Origin of the sequence: Streptomyces murinus, from assembly GCF_002154555.1 — a bacterium.
GTDB lineage: Bacteria > Actinomycetota > Actinomycetes > Streptomycetales > Streptomycetaceae > Streptomyces > Streptomyces murinus.
Map to the genome: position 1 here is coordinate 1 of NZ_MUNF01000345.1, position 18,262 is coordinate 18,262.

Here is an 18,262-nt window from a genome sequence, read left to right on the forward strand (position 1 = left end):
CTGCGCACAGCCGGCGCCGGCGACGCCGAGCAAGCCGAACAGCCCGATCACGGTCTGGCTGAAGTGGTATTGATCGGCCATCTGGAAGGCGATCGCGGTCCAGAAGGTGCTGAACGACGCGAACACGAGGGCCCCGTAGAGTCCGCGGCGGCGGAGCGCGGGTTCGTCCAGATAGATCCGGGCCACCGATCCGAGCAACCGGTGATAGGCGGTGCGGGTGGTCGGCGCCGAGGACGGCAGCTCCATGCGGCAGGCCACGGACAGCGCGAACGTCAGCACGGCGGCGACCAGGTAGACGACCCGCCAGCTCGTGGCTCCGGCGATGACGCCGGACACGGTCCGGGCGAGCAGAATGCCGATCAGCAGCCCGCTCATGACGATTCCCACGGAGCGCCCGCGATTCATCGGGGTCGCCAGATGGGCCGCGAAAGGGACGAAGATCTGGGCCGTCACCGTGCAGAAGCCCACGATCGCCGCCAGCACCATCAGCACCGCGATGTTCGGTGCCGCGGCCATCCCCAGCAGCCCCAGCCCGGTGGCCGCCGTCGTGATCGTCACCAGGCGGCGGCGCTCCACCAGATCTCCCAGCGGCACGATCAGGGCCAGTCCCAGGACGTAGCCGACCTGGGCGAAGGTCGTGACCAGCCCGGCGATCCCACTGCCGACCCCGAAGTCATGGCCGAGCGTGTCGAGCAGCGGCTGCACGTAGTACGTGTTGGCCGCCGACATACCCGCTCCGACGGACATGAGCACGAGGAGACGAGTGGGCAGGCCGGAGCCCGCCGCCCCTTCCGCAAGGTCTCCCTGAGCCTCGACGCGAGGCTCCCCTGGAGTGGTCGTCCCGGCTGCTGCGGTTCCTCGCCTTCTGCGCGTCACGACGTCCAGCATTCAACCAACCGGATCGCCGGTCAAATAGATGAACTCCCTTCTTTCACCGACGCCGCCCGCCACCTCGGCGGGATCCGGCCGGCCCGCTGTCACATGTACGCGCAGCCGGGGGCGCGACACTTCGAGCTGTTGTGCGCCGGGCTCACCGTAGCGGGGGGTTTCCCGTCGCAAGCTCCGCCATTCAGGTGAACTCGGAACTTCTGCTGTTGATCTTCCTGGTGGGATCGAGCTCTCGGTGCCCGATCCGGTGGCACCCGTCAGAAAGGCAGTACGTGTCTCACGGCCAGCACAAGCACGCCCGCGTCATCTGTCCGCCGGCCGCCGCGACCCTGGGGACCGATGGTCACCGCTCCGGCGACAGGTGGCTGTCCTCAAGAGAGTCGGGACAGGTGTTCATGATGGGAGACAACCCCACGCTTCCCGCCATGCCCGAACGGCCCACCCTCGCCGACTTCTTCCGCCGCCGACTCGCTCTCGATCCCTTCACCACGCGGCACATGATGCAGAGCGCGCGCAAGGCACGGCAGCAGGGGGCGGACGAGAAAGTGGTGCTGGCCTGCCTGCTGCACGACATCTCGGTCGCCGGCCTGCTGCGCAGCCAGCACGGCCACTGGGGCGCCCAACTGGTGGGTCCGTATGTCGACGAGGAAGTGGCCTGGGCGATCCGCCAGCACGAGATCCTGCGTTACTTCCCCGACGAGAGCGTGGGCTACGGCTACCCGGAGGCGTACAGTGACTTCTTCGGCGCCGAGTACCAGCCGCCCGCCCATACCCGGGCCGCCTATCTCGAGGCCCGCCGGCACCGCTGGTACATGTCGGCGCGCATGGTCACCATCAATGACCTGTACACCTTCGACCCCGATGTCCATGTCGAGTTCGAGGAGTTCGAGGACGTGGTCGGCCGCCACTTCCGCCAGCCCGCCGAGGGCCTGGGCTTCGACAGCTCTCCCGTGGCCCACATGTGGCGCACCATGATCTGGCCGAACAACTTCCTCTGAGCCGACGGCGGATCTTCGGCGGAGAGGTCTGCAGCGGACCGGGCCGTGGCCGTCCCCGGCGCCGCCTTCTCACGCGTTGCCGAGAAGCAGTCCGCCATGTCTCCGGCCCCACTTGTGACGTTCCGTCACTGCACCGGCACCTGCGACGGCGCCAGGGGGTTACCCACCGCCCCATGAAAGGTTAGGCTAACCTTAGTTAGTGGGGGTAACTTTAAGGGGCGGGAGCATCCCGATGGCACGAACCGGCGGCCGGCCACGGCAGATCGAGCCGGCCGACATCGTCCGGGTCGGACGGGAACTCGGGCTGCGGAACCTGAGCTTGAACGCCGTGGCGGCGCGCCTGGGGGTGTCGTCCGCCGCGCTGTACCGCCATGTGGACGGACGGTGGGGGCTGGAACGGCTGGTGGGCGAGAGCCTGCTGGCGGAACTCGACCTCCGCGACGACCTGTCCGACGGTCCGGTGCCTCATCTGCTCTCCATCGCACTCCAGTTGCGGGCGTTCATGCTGCGGCATCCCGGCCTGACCGGGTATGTGCAGACCCTGTTCCCGCGGGGTGAAGGAGGCAGGCGGCTGCTCGCCACGGCGGCGGAGTCACTGACGCGGCGCGGGTACTCCACCGAGGCGGGCATCGTCCTGTCGGCCGCCGTCGCGTCCGTGGTCATCGGCTACACGGCGACCGAGGAGACCCAGCGGGAGCGGGCCGAGGAACTCGACGCGCAGCGCCGGGGCGTCGAACAGGCACTCCTGGCCGACGCCCGCCTCGGTGCGGCACACCGCGCCCTGCCGACGATCGCCCCCGACGAATACGTCCGGATGTGGCTGGGAGCCGCGATCCGCGGCTTCGTGGAGGCAGCGCCCCCCGGCCGCCCCTTGCACGAGATCAGGGCGGCGCTGCTCGCCGCCGGAGAGGGACAGTGATGGCCAGACGCGGCGTCAGCGGGGTGATCATGCGCGCCTACGGTGCACGCGACCACGAGGCCACGGTCACCGGAACGGAACTGCTCGCCCCGCACTTCCTGCGCGTCCGGATGACCTCCCCCACGCTGCTGGAGGACGTGGTGGTGGGCCCGGCGGCATATGTGCGGTTCTGGATGCCGGATCCGGACGACCCCGAGACCGAGCATCAGCGCGGATACACGTTGTCCGAGGCCGACCCCGCCACCGGAGCGTTCGCGGTGGACTTCGTACTCCACGAACCGCCCGGCCCGGCGTCCGCCTGGGCGCGGCGGGCGACACCCGGAACGACGGTGGGAGTGACCTCGCTGGGTTCCAGCCGCTTCGACCTGCCGTCCGATCCGCCCGCCGGATACCTGCTGGTCGGTGACGCCGCTTCCGTACCGGCGATCAACGGCATCCTCGACGCGCTGCCCACGGAAGTGCCCGTGGAGCTCTACCTGGAGGAGCATCAGGAGACGGACCGTCTCATTCCCCTCGGGGAGCACCCCCGGATGAACGTCCACTGGGTGCCGCACCGGGGGCCGGAGTCGCTCGCCGCCGCGATCCCGGCCCGGGACTGGTCCGACTGGTACGCCTGGGTCACGCCGGAGTCCGGTTCGCTCAAGCACCTGCGCACACGGCTGCGCGACGAGTTCGGCTTCCCCCGCACCGAGACGCACGCCCAGGCGTACTGGTACCACGGGCGGGCCTTCGGTTCCAACCGGCGTACGGCCACCGCGGAACCCGTGTCCGTCCGGGAACCGGCCGATGCCGTCACGGACACCCTCCAGGCCGGCACCGGGACCGGGCCGCGCCGGGGCGCCTGGCGGGCACAGGCCGGGAGCCGGCTCATCGCTCCGCTGCGCCCCGTCTTGATCGCCGCCGGGGTCGCTCAGGTGCTCGTCACCTTCGTCCAACTCGCCCCGTTCGTACTGATGGTGGAGCTGTCGCGACGGCTCACCTCGGGAACGGACACGGACCGCCTGTGGGCTCTGGGGATCTGGGCCGCCGTCCTGATGGGTGCCGGTCTGCTGCTGGCGTCCGGTCTGCTGCTCTGGCTGCACTGGGTCGACGCCCGGTTCGCCCGGAACCTGCGGCAGCGGCTGCTGGCCAAACTCGCCCGGCTGCCGCTGGGCTGGTTCGACACCAGGGGTTCCGGCCAGGTCAAACAGATCGTGCAGGACGACACCCTCGCGCTGCACTACCTGGTCACCCACGCGGTCCCCGACGCGGTGGCCGCGGTGGTCGCCCCGGTCGCGGTGCTCGTCTACCTCTTCGTGGTCGACTGGCGCATCGCGCTCCTGCTGCTGGTTCCCGTGGTGGTGTACATCGTGGCGATGGCCATCATGGTGGTGCAGTCCGGTCCCCGCACCAAAGAGGCCATGCGCTGGGCGGATCGTATGAACGTCGAGGCAGGCGCCTATCTGGAGGGGCAGCCGGTCATCCGGGTGTTCGGGGGTGCGGCCGCCTCCGGCTTCCGTGCGCGCCTCGGCGAGTACATCGCGTTCCTCGACTCCTGGCAGCGACCGCTCTGCGGACAGAAGGCCTTCATCGATCTGGCCACCCGGCCCGCGACATTTCTGCTGCTCATCTGCGCTTCAGGCACCTTGCTCGTGACCACCGGACATATGGACCCGGTCGCGTTGCTGCCTTTCCTGCTGCTGGGAACGACCTTCGGCGCGCGCCTGCTGGGCATCGGCTACGGTCTCTCCGGCCTGCGCCAAGGGCTGCTCGCGGCACGCCGTATCCAAGTGACGCTCGACGAGCGGGAGTTGGAGACGGACGCAGGCCGGGAGAGGGCGCCAGGAGTTCCCGCCGGCAGGGTCGAGTTCGATCAGGTCGGGTTCTCCTACCGTCCTGGCGTCCCCGTCCTCAAGGACATCTCGCTCACCCTCGAACCGGGCACCGTGACGGCCCTGGTCGGCCCCTCCGGTTCGGGGAAGTCCACGCTCGCCGCGCTGCTGGCCCGTTTCCATGATGTCACCGACGGCGCGATCCGAACCGGCGGCCGGGACATCCGCGAACTGACCGCGGACGAGCTGTACTCCCGGGTCGGCTTCGTGTTCCAGCGGACGCAGCTCGTGCACGGCACGGTCCGGGAGAACATAGCCCTGGCCGTTCCCGACGCCCGTCAGGAACAGATCGAGGCCGCGGCCCGCGCCGCCCGGATCCACGACCGGATCATCCGGCTGCCCGACGGCTACGACACGGTTCTCGGTCCCGACGCCACCCTCTCCGGCGGCGAGCGGCAGCGGCTCTCGATAGCCCGGGCGATCCTCGCGGACACCTCGGTGCTCGTGCTCGACGAGGCCACCGCCTTCGCCGACCCCGAGTCCGAGTTCCTGGTCCAGCAGGCGCTCAACGAACTGACAGCCGGACGGACGGTCCTGGTCATCGCACACCGCCTGCACACCATCACGGGCGTGGACCGGATCGTGGTGCTCGACCACGGGCGGATCGCGCAGAGCGGCACGCACGCCCAGCTGCTCGCCGACGACGGCAGGTACCGGCAACTCTGGGATGCCGCGACGGCGGACATCGACAAGACGGGAGCACCCCGATGATCCGCACCCTGCTGTCCCTGCTGCCCGCCGACAGCCGGCGGACGATCACCGCCCACCTGGCCCTGACCACCCTGGGCGTCGTCCTGCGCGCCGTCGGCGTGGTGCTCCTCATCCCCCTGGTCGCCGGGCTGTTCGGCGACGAACCGGGCAGGGCCTGGCCGTGGCTGGGGGCGCTCGCACTCGTCACGACGACAGGCTGGGCCGTCGACGCCGCGGCGGCCCGCCGCGGGCTCGCCCTCGGCTTCGGTCTTCTCGACACCGGCCAGCGCACCGTCGCGGACCGCATCGCCGACATCCGTCTGACCTGGTTCACCGCAGAGAACGTCGCCACCAGCCGCCAGGCCATCGCCGCCACCGGACCCGATCTCGTGGGGCTGGTCATCTACCTTGTCACCCCGCTGCTGAACGGGATTTTGCTTCCCGTCGCGATCTCCGTGGCCCTCATACCGGTCTCCTGGCAGCTCGGGCTCGCCGCGCTGGCCGGAGTACCCGTGCTCCTGGCCGCGTTCTGGGCCTCCGGCCGACTCGGACGCGACGCCGACCGGGCGGCCGCCACGACCAACAGCGCGCTGACCGAACGCATCATGGAGTTCGCCCGGACCCAGCAGGCACTGCGAGCGGCCCGCCGTGCCGAACCCGCCCGCAGCCACGCCGGGGCCGCGCTGGCCTCCCAGCACGGCGCCTCGGTGCGCCTGCTGCTCCTCCAGGTCCCCGGACAACTCGTCTTCGGCCTGGCCGGTCAGCTCGCGCTGCTCCTGCTCGCGGGCACCACGGTCACCCTCACCGTGCGCGGTACGCTCACCCCGCCCGAGTCCGTCGCCCTGATCGTGGTCGTCGTCCGCTACCTCGAACCGTTCACCACGGTCGCGGAGCTGTCTCCCGGCGTCGAGAGCTGCATCGCTACGCTCCGTCGGATCCGGAGTGTCCTCGACGCCCCCGCCGACAGCACAGGCACCCGGGGCACTCGGTACGCCACCCCGGCCGCACCTCCCAGGATCGAACTGCGCAAAGTCACCTTCGGTTACGACGGCACGGGCACGCGGCCGGTGCTCGATGGCCTCGACCTCGTCCTCGAACCTGGCACGACCACCGCGCTCGTCGGCCCCTCGGGATCCGGCAAGAGCACCGTTCTCGCTCTGCTCGCGGGCCTGTACCGGCCCGCCTCCGGCAGTGTCCTCATCGACGGCGCCGACTGCGCCACCCTGGACGCCCGGTCCCGCCGCGCGCTCGTCAGTGCCGTCTTCCAGGACCCCTACCTGTTCGACGGGACCGTACGGGACAACATCCTGGCCGGTGCCCCGGAAGCGGACGACGACGCCGTGGAGCGCGCCGCGTGCCTCGCCCGCGCGGACATCGTCGTCCGTCGGCTGCCCGACGGGTGGGCGAGCCGGGTCGGCGAGGCCGGCACCACGCTCTCCGGCGGCGAACGCCAGCGCGTCTCCATCGCCCGCGCGCTCCTCAAGCCTGCTCCCGTCCTTCTGATCGATGAAGCGACCAGCGCGCTGGACTCCGAGAACGAAGCCACCGTCACGGCCGCCCTCACCACCGACCCCCTCCCCCGCACCAAGGTGATCGTCGCCCACCGGCTCGCCAGCATCCGCACCGCGGACCGCGTGGTCTTCCTCGAAGAGGGCCGTGTCGTCGAGGACGGCCCGGTCGACGAGCTGCTCGCCACGGGCGGCCGGTTCGCCGACTTCTGGCAGCAGCAGGACAACGCCGGCGCCTGGCGGCTGAGCGCACCGCGGCCGGAACTCCGGCCCCGTCCGGCCTAGGCCGGTGGTCCCCGCCGCTCGAAACGGCAACCGCGCAGGTGGTGTTCCCGGACGTCGCGGCGCCCGTGACGGGGCGGCGGTGGTCCCGGTCAACCGTTTGGCGGCGCCCGCGCGGAAGTCTCCTTCCGGGGCGCCGCCGACGGCTCCTCGGTCCCGTCTGGGCTACTGCCCCGCGGCGTTGAGGAGATCGAGAACGCTCTGCTGGCACCCGTAGTCGGTGATGCCCGAACCGCCGTTCCAGTGCGGGCCGTACTGGTCGAGAGTGTTGCGGTCCTTGGCGTAGGCCGTGTCCGCCCACCGGGTCAGCGTCGCGGCGTAGGGATGGCCGGACAACTGCGCGTTCAGTCTGCCGAGCCCGCGTACGTAGGCGCCCTTGAAGGAAGGGCCGTCCCCGGTGCAGCCGTCGGACTCCCCGGGTTCACGGAGCACACCGTCGGTCTGGAGCCGCGCGGTGGAGGCGTCGGCCAGTTGGCGGGCGGTGTCCAGGAGGCCGTTGTCGCCGGTCGCCCTGTACAGCTCGGTGAGGCCACCGAGCACGACGCCCTGGTTGTACGTCCACGTGGTCTGTCCGTTGTTGGCGCAGGCGTCGGTGAGGCCGTCGTTGATCATGTGATCCTGGTTGATCATGCCGCTCTGCCGGAACCAGGACCATTCCTGCCGGGCGCGGTCCAGGTAGGCGGTGTCGCCCGGAATCCGGTTGTGGAGCGCCGCGTTGAGCTGGAGGAACAGCTCGTTGGTGATCGCGTTCTTGTAGGTCTTGGTCTCGTTCCACAGCACCCCGCCCCCGCAAGTGCCCGTCCAATAGGCGTTCATGTGGTCCGCGTCGGTGCGCGCGGTGCTGAGGTACCGGCTGTCGCCGGTCGCGTCGTACGCGGCGACCCAGGCCAGCCCCCACCAACCGGTGTCGTCGAGGTAGTCGTTGGTGAAGTTGCCGCCCTGCGCCCCGAGATTCTTGTCGTAGGTGGTGGAGATGGCGTACTTGTAGCTGGGCATGCCGCTGACCCGGGCGTTGTCGATGACGGCCGTCAGCGCGTTCGCGGCGGTCCACCAGCCGTTGCCGCCGAACAGCCCGGTGCCACGGTCGTAGGACATCATCAGTGCCGTGGCCGCCGCGGTCCCCCGGCTCCAGGCGTTCCGGTCGACCCGGGCCCAGGAGGTGCAGGTGATCTCCGCCCGGTCACCGGCTTTTCCGCACGCCCGCAGGGCCCCGACTCCGGCCGTGTTCCAGTCGTCGACGTTGTACATCTGGGTCCGCCAGCCACGGTATCCCTGCGGGGTCTTGGTGTCGCCGAGTTTACTTCCGGAGGACCAGGACCTGCCGCCGTCGAAACTGCGGTCCAGCCACACCTCGTCGCCGGGGTTTCCGTCGTCGATGGACGCCCAGCCCATGACATCGTTGTCGGAGAGGTGAAGCCGGACAGTACGGCCGTACAGGGAACTGGCGGCCGGGATCCGGTCCGAGGTGGCGGCGGAGGGATCGCGCGCGTCGCAGTACGTGTCGCAGATCGCCGCCGCGGCCATGTGGGCGTCGGCGCCCGCACGGGGACCTCCGATGGCGGCCGCGGGAGTCGCGGTGAGCAGGGCGACGACGAGCGACAGCCCGGTCGCCGCCATTCCATTCCTCAACGGGGGCATGTCGACCTCCTGTCGGGCGGGGCGATGCCCGCTCCGGTGAACATTGACGATTGAATTGTTACGCACATGTCAATAGGGCGAATCGGTGACGAGGTCTGTGATCAGGCCGATCGGGTCCGCGACGGCGCGATCCAGCTGGTCAGTCGTGGTCAAGACCGATCAACTCCTCTGATGCGAGCACGCTTGGGACGCAGTCCGCCGAGCCGCTCCGAGTCGGGCACCGAGCCACCAGCGGCTGCCTTCTTCGGCCTCTTCACGGCCCCGGCCGCCGCGATCGGCTCGATGAGGTCGTCAGCGGGGCTCGGAGGAACTCACGGGATGTCACACACGAGTCGCAGACTTCAAGCTCGCCAGATGGCTCGGGTCGGACACCATGCGGAAGTGTCGGGCGTTCAAGGATCTGGTGATGCTCGCCGTCGACCGCTCGGACCACTCCACGGCCGGCTCTGTCCGCGATAGGCCCAGAGCCGGGGAAGGGCCCTCCGGACGTCCACTTCGGGACGCGGAACTCAGCAGGCGACCGGATCGGGCGATGGCTGCCATTCCCGTCTGAGCAGCCCGTAGACCCACGAGTCGGAGACGTCGCCGTTGACGACGCAGTCCTCCCGCAACGTCCCCTCGCGTACGAAGCCGAGCTTCTCCAGCACGCGGGCGGAAGCGGTGTTGCGGGTATCGGCCTCGGCCTGGACGCGATTGAGGTCCAGCGTGTCGAACGCCCAGCCCAGCAGGGCACGCGCTGCCTCGGTCGCGTAGCCCTGGCCCCAGGCCGCGTCGTCGTAGCAGTAGCCGAGCGACGCGCTGCGGAAGTCCGGATTCCAGCTGTTCAGGGTGCACCAGCCGATGAAGGCCCCGTCGGAGACACGATCGACGGCCAACCGCGCCCCCGTGCCCTCCTGTTCCATCCGCCGGCAAGCAGTGATGAACTTCTCGGCGCGCGAGCGTGCGGTCCATGGTGGCGAGTCCCAGTAGCGCAGGATGTGGGCGCTGCTCTGCAGTGCGAAGAGATCGTCCACATCCGCGTCTTCGAAAGCACGAAGCCGAAGACGAGCGGTGTGCAACGAGGGGGTCGGCAGCAACGCCCTCATGTTTCCCTCCCCGGTCGGTGGCCGACCAATCAGACATCCGACGCGGGTCACTCGCAACGGGTTTTCACGGCGGGCCGACAGACGCGTCCGCTCATCAGTCGATGGCAGCGGGCGCAAGGACCGGATCGCCGCCCGCACGGTGGCGCGAAGAGGGCCCCTCGGCCGTGAAGGACTGTCCTCCTCCACCGAACCTTCCCGGGACTTCGTGCATCTACAGGTGTGCAGGCGCGCACTGACCTCGCGCGCCGATTCGAAGTCGAAGGGGACCGAATCTTCATGAAGCACAAGCTGACCGCCGTGACCCTGGCAGCCGTCGTCGTCGCCGGCACCGCCGCTGCCGCCGTCCCGGCCTCGGCCGCCCCCGCCGCGCCGAGCCGCTGCCACACCGCCGATCTGAAGGCCGGCTTCGCCACGGGGGGCGACGCCAAGCCGGAGATGGGGCAGACCAAGAAGCAGACCCAGGCGTTCATCTGGTTCACCAACAAGAGCAAGCACGCCTGCACCCTGGCGGGCTTCGCCGGTGTCGACATGGTCGGCGCCCAGAAGACCGACGGCACCTGGTCCCTGGTGCGCTCCGCCAAGAAGCCCCCGAAGGTGACCCTCCAGCAGGGCAGCACGGTCGACTTCAGCATCACGCTGCTTCCCGTGGCCAAGTCCACGGCGCAGAAGGAGAAGTTCGTCCCGGCGAAGTTCCTCGTCACGCCGCCGAACGAGACGACGCACTTCACCCTGAAGTGGCCGTTCGGCGGTCAGATCCTCAAGCAGGACGGCGCCACGCACCCGGGCACCTACATCAACCCGGTCGGACTGTAACTGGCAGCGGAAACCCAAAAGCCCGGGGCGTCCCGCGCCCCGGGCTATGCGTTCCCGTACTCACCCCCGGCAGTCGGCCGCCCGTCCGGGTACCAGGAGAAGGCCGCGCCACCGGCTGCCACCAGGCCAGACCGCTGCGACCTCGCGCCGACGTCGGCCAACTGGCGCTCGCGGCCCGTCTGACCGTCACCGACGCCTGTCCCCTCTCGTCGATCCTTGAGCGATCTCAGTACCTCTCCGACGGTCTGCACCGTACCTGCCTCAGGCTCGCGCTGTGGGCCTTCACTCGGCGCACCACCCCGGGCCCCGTGCCGGGGCTGCCCCTCGCGGGGATACCTCCGGGGCAGCCCATAGGCTGGCGTGGTGACTGATGAGCGGGAGCATGAGCGGGTGCAGCCGTCGGGAGTGTGGGCCACGGCGGTCGGGGTGGCCAGGGTGCGGGCGCTGGAGACCGAGCGGGAGAACGCGCTGTTCCGCGACCCGCTCGCACAGGCTTTCGCCACGGCCGGCGGTCTGGGGCCCTCCTCGCCGACACTTCCCGGTGACGAGGCCGCGCGACGCCGTCGGCTGGGCGTGGCGTTCTCCATCGTCATCAGGACGAAGTTCCTCGACGATCTGTTGCGGCAGGCCTCCGCGTCCGGGATCCGGCAGGTCGTGCTGCTCGGCGCCGGCATGGACAGCCGGGCCTTTCGGATGGACTGGCCCGCGGGCACCCGGCTGTTCGAGGTCGACACCGCCGAGCCACTGGACTTCAAGGCTGCGGTGCTGCGCCAGGAGCGGGCCGTCGCGCGCTGCGAGCGGATCGCCGTCCCGGTGGATCTGCGTGAGGACTGGCCCGGCGCGCTGGCCGCCGCGGGGCACGACCCGACGGTGCCGACCGTGTGGATCGCCGAAGGACTGCTGATCTATCTGCCCGAGGACGCGGTGGAGTTGCTACTGGCCCGGATCAGCGCGCAGTCGGCGGCAGGCAGCCGGATGGGGCTGACCTTGGGCTCGCGTGGTGTGATCGAGCGCTTCGGCGCGGACGCCACGCCGGGATCGGCGGCGTCCATGTGGGTGTCGGAGATGCCCGACGACCCGGTGGGCTGGCTGGCCGGGCACGGCTGGGAGGCCGACAGCCACACCCTGCGCGAGCGCGCCGTCGCCTACGGCCGCCCCATCGGTACGCCGCCGCAGCACGAAGAGGGGCCGGGCGGACTGATCTCGGCGGTCCGCCGGTAGAACGTCCGCACACAAAGTCACCGATGCCCATGGGGTACCGGCGAGCGGGGTGAGCGCGGTCGACCTCACTCTCACGGTGCCTTCGCCGACCGGCAGCGGCTACCTCGTCGCGTACGCCGACGGCACCACCCGGCCGGATGTGCACTCGGCCGACTACACCAGTGGACATCCCGCGGCCGGTGCCGCGCTGGTCAAGGTGGGCACGGACGGCGAGGTCGACCTGTACAACGCCGGTTCCACCGCCGTCGACGTCGACACCGATCTCCTCGGCGACTACACCGTCGACACCATGGACTGACCGCGCCACACGGACCGTCGGGTCGGTCCACCCGCGGATGCCCCGGAGAACTCACTCCGGGGCATCCGACATCTCATGGCTCCCCGTCGTACCTACTCGATCCGGCTTCCGGGCCGGGCCCGGTGGTACGGCGGTGACGGGCCGTCGGCCGTGCCGCGCGGACTCACGGCCGGGCCGTGGCCCGGCGGCGCAGTTCCTTCTTGTCGGGCTTGCCCACGTCGGTGAGGGGCAGTTCGGTGGGGAAGGTGATGCCGGCCGGCTCGTACATCGCCCCGCGTTCGGCGCGTACGAAGGCACGCAGTTCGTCCGCGTCGAGGGTGGCGCCGGGGGCGAGCAGCACGGCGGCGTGGACGCGTTCCGTGCGGTCCTCGTCACGGACACCGAAGACGGCGCTCTGCTCGACCTGCGGGTGGCTGTTGAGCAGGTCCTCCAGTTCGGTGGTGTACACATGGCCGCCGACCACCACGATCATGTCCTTCAGCCGGTCGACGACGGTCAAGTAGCCGTCGGCATCCCGGAATCCGATGTCGCCGGTGTGCAGCCAGCCGTCCCGGAGGATCTCCGCGGTGAGCCGCGGTTGCTTCCAGTAGCCCTCCATGACCATGTCCGAGCGCACCACGATCTCGCCGTGTTCACCGTCGGGGAGCACGTTGCCGTCCTCGTCCCGGATCTCGACCTCGACGCCGTCCAGGATTCTTCCGGCACTGCGCAGCCGCTCGGGGTGGGTGTGATCGTCCGCGGACAGGATGCTGACCAGGCCCGCCTCGTTCTGCCCGTACCCCTGGACCAGTACGGGGCCGAGGCGGCGTACCGCATCGGTCAGTCGTGCCGGGGATGCCTGGCAGCCGCCGTAGAGGACCTGACGCAGTGTGGAGGTGTCGGTGTGCTCCATGCGCGGGTGGTCGAGCAACTGGTAGAGCAGGGGCGGCAGTAGCCACAGGTGGGTGATGCGCTCGCGCTCGATGGTGTCGAGCACCTGCTCCGGCTCGAAGTCGTCGAGCAGGACCACGGCGCCGCCGTACTCCAGCACGGCGTCCATGAGCATGCCGGCGACGTGGGCCATGGTGGTGGCGACGAGCTGGCGGTGCGTCAGGGCGGCGGTCTCGTCGAGCGGGCGTGCGGAGCGCTGCGCGTGCACCTGCTGGTAGGTGGTGCAGATGCCCTTCGGGTGGCCGGTGGTGCCGCCCGTGTGCCGGATGGCGCAAATGTCGTCCGGTTGCGCCTGGCTCGCGAAGGGCTCGTCGGGCTGGGCGGCGCTGAGTGCCAGCAGGTCCTCGCCCGTTTCGGTCGGGCCGAGCACCAGTACCGACTTGACCGGTATCGACCGGGTGATGTCGGCGGCGCGGTCGGTCATCCGCGGATCGACGACAAGTGCGCGGCTCTCCACGTCGCGGACGATCGCGGCCTGTACGTCGGCGGCGAGCTTGCTGTACAGGTGGTTGACGCGGGCGCCGATCAGATTGGCCGCATATCGCACGGCCAGGGCCTCCGGCATATTGCCGCTGAGCAGCGTCACCGTCTGGCCGCGTTCGATGCCCTGGGCCTGCATGGCCCACGCCATCCGGTGCACCAGGCTGTGGAACTCGCCTGCGGTGACCCGCTGTTCGCCGTACACCAGCGCCTCGCGGTCCGGGTTCTCCCGCAGGGCGTCGAGGATGTGCTCCACATGGTTGCGGAAACGTGGGGCGACATCGGACATGTGTGATCCTCCTGAGCCGGAACGCAGGGGTGCGCGGGCCGACCTGATGGTTGTTCAGCTGTGGGGGGTGGACAGGAGACGTGCGCCTCATGACCTCGTCGCGTGGGCGTCACTCCACGCGGGATGGCGACAGACCCCGCAATAAAGGTTGCCTGGGCCAACCATGTGACGACTCTAGGGCGTTACGCCGATCAGCACGAAATTCGGGCCGCCGATCGGCGCGACAATCGGCCACTGCCTCGCGCGTGCCACATAGAGCCTGGTCAGGGGCAGTTTTCGGTCACCTCACGGGCGGGGGCGGGTGTCGGCCATAGCGGGCGACAGCGGCGAAGCGGTGAGCCGTATGGTGCGCCTTCCGAAGGGGGGCGGCTCTGGTCGCGGTCGGCCTGCCCGAGCTCTTGCGGCTGCTGGTGGTCGCTCCGTGGTGGCGTGACTGCCGAACGTTCACGCAAGTGGAGAGTCGTGGGCTCGCGGCCGACTACCTGGAGGACATGCCGGACCTCGTGACCCGAAGAGACCGTGCCGCCGCAGCCCTCGGCCTCGATCTGCCGGACCAGGCCGAGGTTCTGGCCCGCTTGCGTGAGGTGGCTGTCGGAGTGGGAGAGAGCTTCGTTCTCGCCTTTCCGCCCGAGGACCACGCATACGCGCCGCTCGTCAAGGATTGAGACACCCGCGGCTCATCGCCGTCCATTCGACCAGCTCCGGCGTGGTGGAGGGGCGCGGGGTGTGTCGTCTCAGAGCGTCTCCTGGAGCCAGTCGAAGACCACCTCGCAGTGGAGCTGGGGAGCCATGGGCGAGCAGTGCAGTTGGGCGCCCTCGGCGGCGGTGAGTTTCACGTAGTCCTTGGGGGAGGTCAGCTTGTCGTACAGTTCGCGGGGCTGGCCGGGATAGAACTGCTCGCCCTCGTAGTCGAGGACCAGCATCGGCGTCTTGATCCTGCTCACCACGTCCGTGATGGTGAGCGCCTGGACGGCTCGGGCCGGTGTGTAGAAGTCCGTGAAGATCTTCCCCTGCCGGGCGGCGAGCATCGCCGGGACGGAGAACGGCTCGAAGCGCTTCTTCATCGTCGCCGCGTCGGCCTCGGGCAGGTTCGGGACGACCTCCTTGTTCCAGATCTCGTTGGTCTCCGCCTTGCCCGGCCGCAGGATCTGCCGGATCTCCGGGGGAAAGCCCCGCCAGGGTTCCACGCAGCCGGGCATCGCGACGGCGGCGGCGAGCCGTGGCTCGAACGCGGCCGCCCGGGGCACCAGGTCTCCGGCCATGCTCAGCCCGGTGAGCGCGATCTTCCGGGTGTCCACGTCCTGCCGCCGGGACAGCCAGTCGATCAGCGGAGCGACGACCTTCTCCCAGGTGGGCGTGAACGTCACCTGGTCCACGAACAGCAGCTGCCCCTGTCCGGGGCCGTCGTAAACGAGCGCGTTCCAGCCCCGGTCCAGCGCCGCGGGCACCCCGTACGTCCACATGTCGACGTTCTGCCCGTCGCTGCCGTTGGTGAGGATGACCGTGGGCCGCCGTTCGCCGGACCCGTCGGGCCGGAAGAACCACACCGGCAGTGGGGTGTTCCCGTACGGGACGCGGTCCGTCACCGGTGGCGGTTCGCACAGCGAGCAGAATTTGTCCCAGGCGGCGCGTCCCGCCTTGTAGAGCCGCTCCTCGTCGCCGGGGGTGTCGGAGCCGAGGACGAAGAAGAGGGCCTGGCCGTAGTACTGCGCCGCACGCAGGGCCCGGAAGCGCGTGGTCCGGCCGTCCGGTTCGCCGCCCGCAGGCGCCGCCATGAGCCGGTCGCCCAGCCGGCTGAACGTCGTGACGTACGACTGGGCGGACAGGCCCGCCTTGTTGATCATGTTGACGGCGGTGAGCACCTCTCCGACCTCGGCCGCGCCCGCGCCGGACGCGCCGAGGGCGAGGAGCCCGTTGAAGTTGTACGACGGGTCGTCGAAGAGCGTCATCGCTCCGGGCGTCAGATCCGCGCCCTGCGTGGTACCGGAGGTCGGCGGGCCTCCCTGGCGGTCCGAGGCGGACACCAGACGACTGCACCCCGTGGCGAGGACGGCTCCGGCGCCGGCGGTCAGGAGGCTTCGCCTTGCGGTGCCGGTTGCCGGGCTGTTCGTTTCATGTGTCACACCAGCCGACAGTAGGAGCATCCGCACCGGTGCCCGCCGCGCCGCACCCGGGGGTTCCCTCCACGGATGCCGACCGCCCCACGATCGGCCCAGCTACGAGGACCGGAGTCGTCCCGATGCTTCAGAGCAGGAGGGGGGCGGTCGCCGGGCGGGGGGACGGTGTACGCCATCCCGCGCCGCAGCGCGTTCAGGCGCAGGCTTCGGCGTGAGATCGGAAGTAGCGGCCGGACGCGGTGCGGGGGTCACAACCGTCACGTGAGAAGGTAGGCCGCCCATGGATCTGAGGGGGAACAGAACTGTGCGCGCACACCATGTCGCGGTGGCCGCGGCCATCGCAGCGGTCCTTGCCACCTCGGCTTGTTCGGCCGGCTCGTCGGTACGCCCGCCGGCCGCCTCGGTGCCGCTGCGGGACCGGTTGCGTGACGGCCTGCTGACTCAGGCCCGGCTTCCGCATGGCCTCAAGCTGATGACGGAGCAGATCGACTACGGCTGGTTCGGTCAGGAGTCCCTCGACCGGTACGCACCCGGCCGGGCGGCCGCGGTCATGGCCGCCGTCCGCGGCGTCGCACAGCGCTGCACCGCCTACACCGACACGCTCGTCGACGGCAGCCGCACGCGCAACACCGTGTCCGTGACGCGTGCCGATGAAAGGGCGGACGACAGCCTGGTGCTTCGGGTCGCGTCGACCTTCTCCGGTGATACGGACCCGTTCATCACCGAGACGGGGTTCGTCCGCGAGGGCGACGTGATCATCATGGTGTAGAAGATGGTCGCGAGGAAGCCGAGGTCCGGTGTGCAGACCGTGCTCTCACCGGCGGTTGCGGCGTACCGCGCGGCCACAGCCGGTTGACGTACCCGTGTCTAGGGGGAACGGCGCGGGTCCGACCGGGCGCACCGCACACACAGGGCGGTCGCCGGACGGATCTCCAGTCGTTCGGGAGGTATCGTTCCGCCGCAGCCCATGCACTTCCCGTACTGCCCGCGCTCGACTCGTTCCAGCGCCTGGTCGAGTTCTTCCAGGTGCTCGCGCGCACGCGCCAGCAGAGCGGCCACGTGGGCCCGCTCGAAAGCGGTGCTGCCTCCCTCGGGGTCATGTTCGTCATCGACGGCGACCAAGGCGTTCGCCGCGACGATCCCGTCGAATTCCCGGCTCAGCGCGGCCGCCCGGGTGAGCGTTTCGGCACGATCGGCCGCAAGGCGCGCGTAGGTCGCCGCGACGCCGGCCGCGCCGCGTGCTTCACGCCCGTACGAGGATGAATCGCCCACACTTCGACAACGCCGATCGCCGGTCCGTGATTCCCCTCCCCTCCCCCAAGCCACCCACGCTGCCGCCTGAGCCGAACGCCCGCCCGTCCGGCTTTCCAATGGTCGACCCGAGCCGAAGGCGATTCGGCGCCGTCGGCGCCGCGAGTACTCGTCTGATGTGACGAATCGTCGGTTTGATGCCGCGCGGCGGGGCAGAGGGGCCTGTGAAAGGCGGTGATTTCCATGGACGAGAGGATCCGCAGGTACTTCACCCGCGCCTCGCTGGTGGGACTGCTGGCCGGAGCTCTGGTCGGCTTCGCGTCGGGGGAGGTCTTCGGCGCTCTGGTGGGCGCGGGAATCGGCTTCGCCCTGGCCGCCGGCAGCGTCCTGTACTGGGGTGAGCACGGTGGCGTGCGTCGTGGCAGGCCAACAGGTGAGGTGCCGTCAGTTCACCGGGACCGGCGCCGCGTAGGGACGGGCCGGGTACCCGGTCAGAGGAACGGCAGCGGTCGGCCCCACCTGCGTCACTGACCTGACGATCGACCCTGCCGGTACGGCTTCGTCGGTCCAGGGGCCTCCGCTCGCCGCACAGGGCTCTCCCGGCCGTGTGCGGCGAGCGGAGGAAGGGGAGCGCGCGACGCCTCGGGCCGCGTGGGGCCTCATTGTCCCCCGGTGCCCCGGCTTCCTGCGGCGGCCAGCCGCGCCTCGGCCTGGCCCAGCAGGGTGTCCAGTACGACCGGATAGGCGCTGAGGTTCATCCGCTCCGCCAGCAGGTGCGCGGTGGCGGCGATATGCGGATGGGTCTCGGCAGGCAGTCGGGCGTACGTCGAGGTCCAGACCTCCTCGTCCGCCTCCCTGACCTCGTCCTTGATGGCGAGCGCGCCCGCGTCCAGGGCGGCGAAGGCCAGCGCCAGGTCGATGAAGGCGTGGTACACGCCGACGGCGTCCGCGTCGTCGAAGCCCGCCCCGCGCAGGATGCCGAGG

The 18,262-nt window shown here is 70.1% G+C and carries 15 protein-coding genes and 1 pseudogene; 9 read left to right on the top strand and 7 right to left on the bottom strand.

Annotated elements, in window-relative coordinates; translation table 11 throughout:
* Window positions 1-747 (bottom strand): MFS transporter (locus tag CCN72_RS21070; protein ID WP_158101380.1); only part of this gene is annotated, 747 nt, incomplete at its 3' end.
* Window positions 748-1,313: 566 nt separating this feature from the next.
* On the opposite strand from CCN72_RS21070, the gene CCN72_RS21075 reads away from it, so the two are divergent.
* From CCN72_RS21075 to CCN72_RS21090, 4 genes are all read left to right on the top strand, one after another.
* Window positions 1,314-1,886 (top strand): hypothetical protein, encoded by a 573-nt coding sequence (locus tag CCN72_RS21075; RefSeq protein WP_202441935.1) that lies wholly within the window; start codon window positions 1,314-1,316, stop codon window positions 1,884-1,886.
* Window positions 1,887-2,118: 232 nt separating this feature from the next.
* The gene (locus tag CCN72_RS21080; protein ID WP_086808864.1) at window positions 2,119-2,805 is read left to right on the top strand and encodes a TetR family transcriptional regulator; all 687 of its coding nucleotides are present in this window, start codon (window positions 2,119-2,121) and stop codon (window positions 2,803-2,805) included.
* Window positions 2,805-5,387, top strand: a complete 2,583-nt coding sequence (locus CCN72_RS21085) for an ABC transporter ATP-binding protein/permease (RefSeq protein ID WP_167408701.1) — start codon at window positions 2,805-2,807, stop codon at window positions 5,385-5,387. The genes CCN72_RS21080 and CCN72_RS21085 overlap by 1 nt, the downstream gene beginning before the upstream one ends.
* A complete protein-coding gene (locus CCN72_RS21090; RefSeq protein ID WP_086808865.1) occupies window positions 5,384-7,159 on the top strand; it encodes an ABC transporter ATP-binding protein in 1,776 nt (591 codons plus the stop codon). Before CCN72_RS21085 ends, CCN72_RS21090 begins: the two co-directional genes overlap by 4 nt.
* A gap of 162 nt (window positions 7,160-7,321) precedes the next feature.
* On the opposite strand, the gene CCN72_RS21095 is transcribed toward CCN72_RS21090, so the two are convergent.
* Complete coding sequence (locus tag CCN72_RS21095) at window positions 7,322-8,794, bottom strand: glycoside hydrolase family 76 protein (RefSeq protein WP_425276161.1); 1,473 nt, start codon at window positions 8,792-8,794, stop codon at window positions 7,322-7,324.
* 509 nt (window positions 8,795-9,303) lie between these two features.
* Window positions 9,304-9,879, bottom strand: coding sequence for a GNAT family N-acetyltransferase (locus CCN72_RS21105; RefSeq protein ID WP_085563718.1), 576 nt, complete (start codon window positions 9,877-9,879; stop codon window positions 9,304-9,306).
* A gap of 276 nt (window positions 9,880-10,155) precedes the next feature.
* Here CCN72_RS21105 and CCN72_RS21110 point away from each other — a divergent pair, with 276 nt between their 5' ends.
* From CCN72_RS21110 to CCN72_RS21120, 3 genes are all read left to right on the top strand, one after another.
* A complete protein-coding gene (locus tag CCN72_RS21110; protein ID WP_086808868.1) occupies window positions 10,156-10,692 on the top strand; it encodes a DUF4232 domain-containing protein in 537 nt (178 codons plus the stop codon).
* A 405-nt stretch (window positions 10,693-11,097) separates the two neighbouring features.
* A complete protein-coding gene (locus CCN72_RS21115; RefSeq protein WP_167408702.1) occupies window positions 11,098-11,913 on the top strand; it encodes a class I SAM-dependent methyltransferase in 816 nt (271 codons plus the stop codon).
* A 76-nt stretch (window positions 11,914-11,989) separates the two neighbouring features.
* A complete protein-coding gene (locus CCN72_RS21120; protein ID WP_143664154.1) occupies window positions 11,990-12,211 on the top strand; it encodes a hypothetical protein in 222 nt (73 codons plus the stop codon).
* 163 nt (window positions 12,212-12,374) lie between these two features.
* On the opposite strand, the gene CCN72_RS21125 is transcribed toward CCN72_RS21120, so the two are convergent.
* Window positions 12,375-13,910, bottom strand: a complete 1,536-nt coding sequence (locus tag CCN72_RS21125; RefSeq protein WP_086808870.1) for an AMP-binding protein — start codon at window positions 13,908-13,910, stop codon at window positions 12,375-12,377.
* 452 nt (window positions 13,911-14,362) lie between these two features.
* On the opposite strand from CCN72_RS21125, the gene CCN72_RS21130 reads away from it, so the two are divergent.
* Entirely contained in the window at window positions 14,363-14,575 is a 213-nt protein-coding gene (locus CCN72_RS21130) for a hypothetical protein (RefSeq protein WP_244174351.1), read from the top strand.
* A 69-nt stretch (window positions 14,576-14,644) separates the two neighbouring features.
* Here the strand turns inward: CCN72_RS21130 and CCN72_RS21135 are convergent, their stop codons facing one another.
* Entirely contained in the window at window positions 14,645-15,934 is a 1,290-nt protein-coding gene (locus CCN72_RS21135) for an alpha/beta hydrolase family protein (protein WP_244174353.1), read from the bottom strand.
* A gap of 418 nt (window positions 15,935-16,352) precedes the next feature.
* Here CCN72_RS21135 and CCN72_RS21140 point away from each other — a divergent pair, with 418 nt between their 5' ends.
* On the top strand, window positions 16,353-16,796 hold the full coding sequence (locus CCN72_RS21140; RefSeq protein WP_143664155.1) for a hypothetical protein: 444 nt from the start codon (window positions 16,353-16,355) through the stop codon (window positions 16,794-16,796).
* Window positions 16,797-16,894: 98 nt separating this feature from the next.
* On the opposite strand, the gene CCN72_RS21145 is transcribed toward CCN72_RS21140, so the two are convergent.
* Entirely contained in the window at window positions 16,895-17,299 is a 405-nt protein-coding gene (locus tag CCN72_RS21145) for a TraR/DksA family transcriptional regulator (protein WP_086808873.1), read from the bottom strand.
* A 638-nt stretch (window positions 17,300-17,937) separates the two neighbouring features.
* A pseudogene (locus CCN72_RS21150) lies at window positions 17,938-18,262 on the bottom strand (TetR/AcrR family transcriptional regulator); the annotation flags it as partial.

Bases quoted from the DNA above. Each gene is read 5' to 3' on its own strand.
- CCN72_RS21080 (WP_086808864.1), top strand. From the start codon at position 2,119: ATGGCACGAACCGGCGGCCGGCCACGGCAGATCGAGCCGGCCGACATC.
- CCN72_RS21075 (WP_202441935.1), top strand. From the start codon at position 1,314: ATGCCCGAACGGCCCACCCTCGCCGACTTCTTCCGCCGCCGACTCGCT.
- CCN72_RS21085 (WP_167408701.1), top strand. From the start codon at position 2,805: ATGGCCAGACGCGGCGTCAGCGGGGTGATCATGCGCGCCTACGGTGCA.
- CCN72_RS21110 (WP_086808868.1), top strand. From the start codon at position 10,156: ATGAAGCACAAGCTGACCGCCGTGACCCTGGCAGCCGTCGTCGTCGCC.
- CCN72_RS21105 (WP_085563718.1), bottom strand. From the start codon at position 9,879: ATGAGGGCGTTGCTGCCGACCCCCTCGTTGCACACCGCTCGTCTTCGG.
- CCN72_RS21095 (WP_425276161.1), bottom strand. From the start codon at position 8,794: ATGCCCCCGTTGAGGAATGGAATGGCGGCGACCGGGCTGTCGCTCGTC.
- CCN72_RS21125 (WP_086808870.1), bottom strand. From the start codon at position 13,910: ATGTCCGATGTCGCCCCACGTTTCCGCAACCATGTGGAGCACATCCTC.
- CCN72_RS21090 (WP_086808865.1), top strand. From the start codon at position 5,384: ATGATCCGCACCCTGCTGTCCCTGCTGCCCGCCGACAGCCGGCGGACG.